The organism is Tepidimonas aquatica, assembly GCF_007556585.1.
GTDB classification, from domain to species: Bacteria; Pseudomonadota; Gammaproteobacteria; order Burkholderiales; family Burkholderiaceae_C; genus Tepidimonas; species Tepidimonas aquatica.
Genome location: NZ_VJNA01000033.1, coordinates 23,711 through 30,427, shown reverse-complemented (window position 1 = coordinate 30,427; position 6,717 = coordinate 23,711). Strand labels below are relative to the sequence as shown.

5 protein-coding genes and 1 pseudogene are annotated in these 6,717 nt (G+C 63.9%); 1 reads left to right on the top strand and 5 read right to left on the bottom strand.

Annotation, left to right across the window (positions count from 1 at the left end):
* Nucleotides 1–172 precede the first annotated feature (172 nt).
* The 5 genes and pseudogenes from Taqua_RS11160 to Taqua_RS11140 all read right to left on the bottom strand — a co-directional run.
* Nucleotides 173–877: pseudogene (locus Taqua_RS11160) on the bottom strand (ABC transporter substrate-binding protein); the annotation flags it as partial.
* A gap of 55 nt (nt 878–932) precedes the next feature.
* Complete coding sequence (locus Taqua_RS11155) at nt 933–2,009, bottom strand: branched-chain amino acid ABC transporter permease (protein ID WP_144326720.1); 1,077 nt, start codon at nt 2,007–2,009, stop codon at nt 933–935.
* A 59-nt stretch (nt 2,010–2,068) separates the two neighbouring features.
* Entirely contained in the window at nt 2,069–2,998 is a 930-nt protein-coding gene (locus tag Taqua_RS11150) for a branched-chain amino acid ABC transporter permease (RefSeq protein ID WP_144326719.1), read from the bottom strand.
* 15 nt (nt 2,999–3,013) lie between these two features.
* Complete coding sequence (locus tag Taqua_RS11145; protein ID WP_132962400.1) at nt 3,014–3,799, bottom strand: ABC transporter ATP-binding protein; 786 nt, start codon at nt 3,797–3,799, stop codon at nt 3,014–3,016.
* A 33-nt stretch (nt 3,800–3,832) separates the two neighbouring features.
* Nucleotides 3,833–5,779 (bottom strand): AMP-dependent synthetase/ligase, encoded by a 1,947-nt coding sequence (locus Taqua_RS11140; RefSeq protein WP_144326718.1) that lies wholly within the window; start codon nt 5,777–5,779, stop codon nt 3,833–3,835.
* A gap of 195 nt (nt 5,780–5,974) precedes the next feature.
* Here Taqua_RS11140 and Taqua_RS11135 point away from each other — a divergent pair, with 195 nt between their 5' ends.
* Complete coding sequence (locus Taqua_RS11135; protein WP_425472595.1) at nt 5,975–6,697, top strand: Crp/Fnr family transcriptional regulator; 723 nt, start codon at nt 5,975–5,977, stop codon at nt 6,695–6,697.
* Nucleotides 6,698–6,717 lie beyond the last annotated feature (20 nt).

Below are 6,717 nucleotides of genomic sequence, written 5' to 3'. Positions count from 1 at the left end.
AGGTCGATCATCTGATCGAGCCGGGCGCGGAAGAAGTCCTCGGTGGCGGGGCAGGCAAACATCGCAAAACTCCCAGAAAACGGCGCATCAGACCATCAAATCTGGGGGAAATTGTACTCGCAAACAGACAATAACACAAGAAAAATCATGCTGTTATGAATATTTCAGGGGCGACTACGTAGTCAGGGCGTTGCTGGCGGATTTGCAGCCACGTGGCCTTTTGTTCGACCCCGGGGGGCGCCACCGGCAGCAAGCTGAGCTGATAGCCGTGCATCGCCGCGCGTTCCTGCAGCAACGGAATTGGCTCTTTGCCAAACGGGCTGTCGTGGTAGACCAGAGCGATTTTCTTGCCCTTGAGCTTGTCGAAGCCGCCCTCTTGCTTCGCAATGTGCTGGATTAGCACGTCGGCCGCGACCCAGTATGTGCCCGCCAGTGGGAAGTTCCACTTGAACACGCCGCCGTCTTGTGATTCACTGCGGCCGTAGCCCGCGGTGACGAGCGGGATCTTGTCCACGGGTGCCTTTTCGGTCAGGGCGAAGGTGATGCCAGTCGAAAGCGGGTGGAACATCGTGGCCCCGCCGTTTTTGCCTTTGAGGCGCTCGTAGCACTCGACCCCGCGGTCGGTGGCATAGCCGGTTTCGCACTCTTCCCAGCTGACCTTGACGCCGTTGATGCCCCCGCGTGCGTTGGTGAGTTTGAGGTAGTCGACGAAGCCGTTGGCCCAGGGAACCCCATTGGGGGCGTATGCCCCCGTGCGGTACACCAGTACAGGGAAAAACTGTTCTTTGGCCTGCGCGTAGGCGGCGGGGCCCACCAGCGCGCTGGACAGGGCGGCCGCTGCGGTGGCGGCGGCGAGGACGGTCGAACGTAGCTTCATGGTCTGTCTCCTTCAGGTTGGAAGCACGGGTGGGGAAAGAGATGCACACTGGCGATCAGTGTGGAAATGGCCAAAGGCGCAGCTTCTGTTTGCCGATGCTCCACAGCTTGGCCAGGCCGTGGGGCTCGACGATGAGGAACCAGACGATCAGAGCGCCAAAGATCATGTGCTCGGCGTGCGAGACGGTGGCGGTCGAGATCTCCCATCCGACCAGTGCGCCGAGCCAGGGCAGAAATTGGTTGAGAAAAATGGGCAACACGACGATGAAGGCGGCACCGAAGAAGCTGCCCATGATCGAGCCCAGGCCACCGATGATGACCATGAACAACAGCTGAAAAGAGCGGTCGACGCTGAACGCTGCGGGCTCCCAGGAACCCAGGTGCACGAACCCCCACAGGGCTCCCGCCACGCCGATGATGAAGGAACTCACTGCGAACGCCGACAGCTTGGCGTACATCGGGCGAATGCCGATCACCGCGGCGGCCACGTCCATGTCGCGGATCGCCATCCACTCACGCCCGATGGCCGAGCGCACCAAGTTTTTCGCCAGCAGGGCAAACACGGCAACGAAACTCAGGCAGAACAGGTATTTTTCGGCGGGGGTATCGATGCGCCAACCCAGAACGCTCAAGTTCGACACCGACACCGAACCCGACGGCGTGTAGTTGGTGAACCAGCCGATGCGCAGGAATGCCCAGTCGCAGAAGAACTGTGCGGCCAGCGTCGCCACCGCCAGATATAGCCCTTTGACGCGCAAGCTGGGGATGCCGAAGAACATGCCCACCACGGTGGCGCACAAGCCACCGATCAGCAGCGCCGCGATCAGCGGCATGCCATCGATGCGGGTGAAGGCGTTGTAGGCCATGTAGGCGCCCACTGCCATGAAGGCGCCCGAGCCAAGCGAAATCTGCCCGCAGTAGCCCACCAGCAGGTTGACGCCAATGGCCGCCAAGGCCAAGATCAAAAAAGGAATCAGAATGGCGCGGAACAGATATTCGTCGGCCAGCAGGGGCACGCCGACGAAGGCGAATACGATCAGCGCGCCAATGGCCCAGCGGTCTTGGGCGATCGGAAAGATCTGTTGATCCTCCCGGTAGGTGGTCTTGAACTGTCCGTTTTCGCGGTAGAACACGGTCTTCGTCTCCGGTCGATGGCGGTGGGGTGTGGGGGTTGCGGGGGGCCGTGCGGGGTTCAGACGCGGTCGATGATCTTTTCGCCGAACAGACCCTGGGGGCGAAACAGCAGGAACACCAGCGCCAGTACGTAGGCAAACCAGATCTCGATGCCGCCACCGACGTAGGGCCCCAGGTAGACCTCGGAGAGCTTTTCGCCGACGCCGATGATGAGGCCGCCGACGATGGCGCCCGGCACCGAGGTCAGGCCGCCGAGGATGATGACGGGCAGCGCGCGCAGCGCCACGGTGGACAGCGAAAACTGCACGCCGAGCTTGGAGCCCCAAATCATGCCGGCCACCAGCGCCACGATCCCGGCCACGCACCACACGATGACCCAGATGCGGTTCAGCGGAATGCCGATCGACTGCGCGGCCTGGTGGTCGTCGGCCACCGCGCGCAGAGCGCGCCCGGTGCTGGTTTTTTGGAAGAACAGCGACAGTGCCGCCACCAGCGCTGCGGCAATGCCGGCGGCGATCAGATCTTCTTTGTTGATGAGGATGCCACCCTCGAACGTGTTTTCGAATAAAAAGACGGGGTCTTTGGGCATGCCGATGTTGATCTGGTAGATGTCGCTGCCAAACAGGGTCTGCCCCAGCCCGTCCATGAAATAGGTGATACCCAGCGTGGCCATCAGTAACGTGGCGCCTTCTTGGTTGACCAGGTGGCGCAGCACCAGCGCCTCGATCAACCAGGCCACCGCGAACATGATCAGCGCTGCGGTGGCAAAGGCCAGCACGTTGGCCAGCAGCAGGCTGTCGAAGCCGAACCACTGGGGATACCACTCGGCAAAGCGCGCCATCGCCAGGGCGGCAAACAGCACCATCGCGCCCTGGGCGAAGTTGAACACGCCGGAGGCCTTGAAGATGAGAACGAAGCCGAGTGCCACCAGGGCATACAACATGCCCGACATCAGGCCGCCAAAGACGGTTTCGAGAAAGAAGGCCATGGGGATTGCACTCCTTCAGTGGCTCGTGCCCAGGTAGGCGCGGATGACGTCTTCGTTGTTGCGCACCTCGTCGGGCGTGCCGTCGCCGATCTTTTTGCCGTAGTCCAGCACGACGACGCGGTCCGAGATGTCCATCACCACCCCCATGTCGTGCTCGATCAACACGATGGTGGTGCCAAACTCGTCGTTGACGTCGAGGATGAAGCGGCACATGTCCTGCTTTTCCTCGACGTTCATGCCGGCCATCGGCTCGTCCAGCAGCAGCACCTGCGGCTCCATCGCCAGCGCACGGCCCAGGTCCACGCGCTTTTGCAAGCCGTAGGGCAATTGGCCCACCGGGGTTTTGCGGTAGGCCTGGATTTCGAGGAAGTCGATGATGCGCTCGACCTTTTCGCGGTGCTCGATCTCCTCACGCTCGGCCGGCCCGACGCGCAGCGCCTGCAAGAACAGGTTGCTCTTGATGCGCAGGTTGCGCCCGGTCATGATGTTGTCCAGCACACTCATGCCTTTGAACAGCGCCAGGTTCTGGAAGGTGCGCGCGATGCCCATTTCGGCCACCTGGCGGCTGTTCATGTGCGCAAACGTCTGGCCGCGGAAGGTGATCGAACCCTCCTGCGGGGTGTACACGCCGTTGATGCAGTTGAGCATCGACGACTTGCCCGCGCCGTTGGGGCCGATGATGGCGCGGATTTCGTGCTCGCGCACATCGAACGAGATGTCGGTCAGCGCCTTGACGCCGCCAAAGCGCAGGCTGATGTTGCGCACATCCAGGATGACGTCACCGATCTTGCGTTGGGCCATGGGTTGGTTCCTCGGGACTGCGGTGCCGTGGCGTCAGGCCGCCTGCTGCAGCGGCGCGAAGGTCTTGGCGTCGGCGATGCGCAGCGTGGCGCTGATGGAGCCGGTGCGGCCGTCTTCGAACTTGACCTGCGTTTCGATGAATTGCTCAGTCTTGCCGCCGTACAGCGCATCGACCAGCACGGCGTACTTTTCGCCGATGAAGCCGCGACGCACCTTGTTGGTGCGGGTGAGCTCGCCATCGTCGGCGTCGAGCTCTTTGTGCAGGATCAGGAAGCGGTGGATCTGGCTGCCCGACAGCATCTGGTCGCGACTGAGGTCGGCGTTGACCTTTTCGACGCATTCCTGGATCAGCGCGTACACCTCGGGTTTGCCGGCCAGGTCGGTGTAGCCGGCGTAGGGCAGGCCACGCTTTTCGGCCCAGTTGCCCACCGCCTCGAAGTCGATGTTGATCATCGCGCACACCTTGTCGCGCCCGTCGCCGAACGCCACCGCCTCCTTGATGTACGAGAAAAACTTGAGCTTGTTTTCGACGTACTTCGGCGCGAACATGGCGCCGTCGTGCGCGCCACCGCGCAGCCGGCCCACGTCCTTGACGCGGTCGATGATCTTGAGGTGGCCGCTGGCGTCGATGAAGCCGGCGTCGCTGGTGTGGTACCAGCCGTCGGCATCCAGCACTTCGGCGGTGGCCTTGGGGTTTTTGTAGTACTCCTTGAGCAGCCCGGGCGAGCGCACCAGGATTTCGCCGCTGTCGGACAGCTTGATTTCGACCCCCTCGCACGGCACACCCACGGTGTCGGCCTTGACCTCGTGGTCGGGCTGCAGGCACACGAACACCGCGGTTTCGGTCGAGCCGTAGAGCTGCTTGAGGTTGATGCCGATCGAGCGATAGAAGGTGAACAGGTCCGGGCCGATGGCCTCGCCGGCCGTGTACGCCACCCGCACGCGCGAAAAGCCCAGGTTGTTGCGCAGCGGCCCGTACACCAGCACGTTGCCCAGCGCGTACAGCAGCCGCTGGCCCAGCCCGACCGGTTGGCCGTCCATCAGCCGGGGGCCGATGCGCCGCGCCACGTCCATGAAGGTGTGGAACATCGCGCGCTTGAGCCGCCCGGCGTCCTCCATGCGGATCATGACGTTGGTGAGCATGCTCTCGAAGATGCGCGGCGGGGCGAAGTAGTAGGTCGGCCCGATTTCCTTGAGGTCGATCATCACGGTCGACGACGACTCCGGGCAGTTGACCACGTAGCCGCAGGCCAGCCACTGCGCGTAACTGAAGATGTTTTGGCCGATCCACGCCAACGGCAGGTAGGCCAGCACCTCCTCGCGCTCGGTCAGGCGGTCGAATTTGGCGCCGACCTCCGCGCGGTTGAGCAGTGTGTGGTGGGTGTGCACCACGCCCTTGGGGTGGCCGGTGGTCCCGGAGGTGAAAAACATCGCGGCCACATCGTCGGGTTGACCGAGCTCGACTTGCTCGTCGAAAAACTCGGGGTGCTCGCGGCAAAACACCGCGCCGGCCGCTTCGACCTCGGCCAACCCGGCCAGCCCCGGGTGGTCGTAGTGGCGCAGCCCGCGCGGGTCGTCAAACAGGATGTGCTCGAGCTGCGGACACTGCGGCCGTATTTCGAGCAGCTTGTCCACCTGCTCCTGATCTTCGACGACGGCGAAGCGCACCTCGGCGTTGTTGATGGGAAACACGCACTCGGCCGCCACGGCGTCTTGGTACAGCGGCACAGGGATGCCGCCCAGCGCCTGCGTGGCCAGCATGGCGGCGTACAGGCTGGGGCGGTTGTTGCCGATCACGACCAGGTGTTCGCCGCGGCGCAAGCCCAACTGGTGCAGGCCGGCGGCGATGTGCTGCACGCGCTGCAGCATCTGGCGCCAGGTGGTGACTTGCCAAATGCCGTATTCCTTTTCGCGCATCGCCGGCGCGTCGGGGCGCGCCTGGGCGTGGCGGATCAACAAGCGCGGAAACGTCGTGCGCATGGGGTCTCCTTGGGGCGCGGCTGTGCCCGCTGATGGGGCCGTGTGGCCGTCTTGCGATGCACTGTACGCCGACATTTGACGTTTTTTTGTCCTTGTGTGGACAATTTAGGGTTCACCCTGATTGGGATTAACCCTAGGTCGCGGTCGCGGCGCTGGCGAGGGCACGCCAAGATTGGCGGCCGGAGAATGATGTCCGTGAGCCCCACCGCCAACCGTTTGCGCCAACGCGCGCGCCCGCTGACCGACGCCGAGCTGGCTTCGATCCCTTGGCTGCATGGGTTGGAAGCGGACGCCCGCAGCCGCGCCCGCGAGACCCTGATGGTCAGCGAGGCCGAGCCGGGTGACTACATTTGCCGCGTCGGGCGGCCGGCGACATACTGGCTGGGGTTGATCGACGGGCTGCTCAAGATGAGCAACGACGACAGCCGCGGTCCCATCATGACGTTCACCGGGCTGGCGCCGGGCGGGTGGTTTGGCGAGGGCACCGCGCTCAAGCGCGAGGCGTACCGCTACAACGTGCAGGCGCTGCGGCGCAGCCGTGTGGCGGGCTTGCCGATCGACACATTCCACTGGCTGCTGGACAACTCGATCGCCTTCAACCGCTTTGTGATGCATCAGCTCAACGAGCGGCTGGGGCAATTCATCGCCGCGCGCGAAATCGACCGCATCAGCGACCCCGACGTGCGCGTGGCGCGCAGCCTGGCCAACCTGTTCCACCCGGGGCTGTTTCCCGGGGTGGGGCAGGTGCTGCGCATCACGCAGCAGGAGCTGGCCTACCTGGTGGGGCTGTCGCGCCAGCGCGTCAACCAGGCGCTGGCGCACTGGGAGCGGCAGGGGGCCATTGCGGTCGAGTACGGGGGGTTGCGTGTGCTCGACCTGGCGGCGCTGCGCCGAGCCGGCAGCGACGGGCCGGTCTGAGCGTGTTCAGGCATGATGAG